Below are 1,708 nucleotides of genomic sequence, written 5' to 3' on the forward strand. Positions count from 1 at the left end.
GCCACCGTCGCCGCCGCCACCGCCCCGCGCGAGCTGCGACCCGCCCCGAGCGGCAGCACGCCCGCGTCGTCCGGGCAGCTGGCCTTCACCGCGGGCGGCGGGCACGCGCTCCAGGAGGCCACCTCTGAACCCGACGGCGGGGCCCGCGTGCGCGCCGGCACCGGCCGACCGCTCTCGCCCGTGCTCGAGGCCACCGACGACGCCGCGCCCGGCGTCGTGGCCGAGCAGGTCACGACCACGTCGGACGGCGACCTGCGCGGCTTGTCGAGCGCGACCTGCCTGGCGCCGTCCGACGACGTCTGGCTGGTCGGCGGCGGCAGCGAGGTCGGACGCCGTGGCCGCCTGGTGCTCAGCAACCCGCACGAGGCCACGACCGAGGTCAGCGTCGACGTGCTGACCGCGCGGGGCACCACCGAGCGGTCCACCGGCAGCACCGTGGCGCTCAAGCCGCACTCGCGCACGGTGCTGCTGCTCGACGCGCTCGCCCCCGGTGCCGAGGCCCCGGTCGTGCACGTGCGCAGCACCGGCGGGTCGGTCGGCGCCGTGCTGCAGGACGCCTGGCTCGAGGGCACCACGCCGCGGGGCACCGACGACGTCGTGGCCTCGCTGCCACCCGCCACCCGCGTGCTCGTCCCGGGCGTGCGGGTCACCGGCGCGGCGGCGCTGCGGATCGCCGTGCCCGGCGCCACCGAGGCCGTCACCCAGGTGCGCCTGTACGGCGAGAAGGGCCAGGTCGAGCTGCCCGACGGCGGCGTGGTCCGGGTGCCCGCCGGCAGCAGCCACGACCTCGACCTGTCGACGGTGCCACCGGGCGCCTACGCCGTCGAGGTCACGGCCGACGTCCCGGTGGTCGCCGGCGCGCTCGTGCAGCGCCGCACCGGAACCACCGGCCCGGCCGAGCTCGCCTGGTCGGCGTCCAGCGACGTCATCACCTCGCTCGCGGGCCTGGCGCGCGCGACGCTCGACAGCAGCCGCACGGAGCTGGTCCTCACGGCGCCGCGCACCGACGCCGCGCTGGACGTCGTCACCACCGGCGCCGACGGCACCACGACCAGCACGGCCGTGCAGGTCACCGGCGGGACGACCAAGGTGGTGCCCGTGCAGGGCTCGGCGGTCTGGCTGCGTCCCGCGGCCGGCAGCGGCGAGCTGGTCGCCGCGCGGTTCTTCACCCACGACACCGACGCCGGCCCGATGGTCACCACCGGCCCGCTGCGCCAGGTGACGCTCACCCGGGTGCCGGCCGAGGTCGCGCCCGCCGCCGGCTGACGCGACTGGACGCCGGCCGCGCTGCTCGGCGGATCAGTCCTCGCCGAAGCGCGGGTCGACCTGCGCCGGCTCGAGCCCGAGCAGGTGCGCGACCTGCTCGACCACGACCTCGTGCACGAGCGGCGCGAGGGCCGTGGTGTCGGGCGCGCGCGTCTCGACCGGGCGCCGGTAGACGACGATCCGCGGCGGGTGCGGCCCGGACGCCGGGAACAGCCGTCCCAGCGGCACCTCGCCGTGCTCCCACGGCGCGGGGTCGCTGGGCGGCACGTCCTCGACCGCGAACTCGACGCCGTCCAGCTCGCGCGACCAGCGGCCCTCGAGGCGCTCGGCGGCGTCCAGCACCAGGTCGTCGAACTGCTCGCGGCGGGTGCGGTGCGCCGGCAGGTCGGCCGGCGCGAGCGGTCCCCGCAGGCCCCGGCCGCGGCGGTCGCGGCGTCGCGGC

General features: G+C 78.4%; 2 protein-coding genes. One reads left to right on the forward strand and one right to left on the reverse strand.

Features of this window, described 5'->3' with window-relative positions:
* A partial coding sequence (locus ACYVJ4_RS18625) for a DUF5719 family protein (RefSeq protein ID WP_460461535.1) occupies positions 1 to 1,266 on the forward strand: 1,266 nt, incomplete at its 5' end.
* A 33-nt stretch (positions 1,267 to 1,299) separates the two neighbouring features.
* On the opposite strand, the gene ACYVJ4_RS18630 is transcribed toward ACYVJ4_RS18625, so the two are convergent.
* Positions 1,300 to 1,708, reverse strand: a 409-nt coding sequence (locus tag ACYVJ4_RS18630; protein ID WP_460461536.1) for a metallopeptidase family protein, incomplete at its 5' end; no start/stop codon positions are given.

This window comes from Angustibacter peucedani (genome assembly GCF_054779595.1).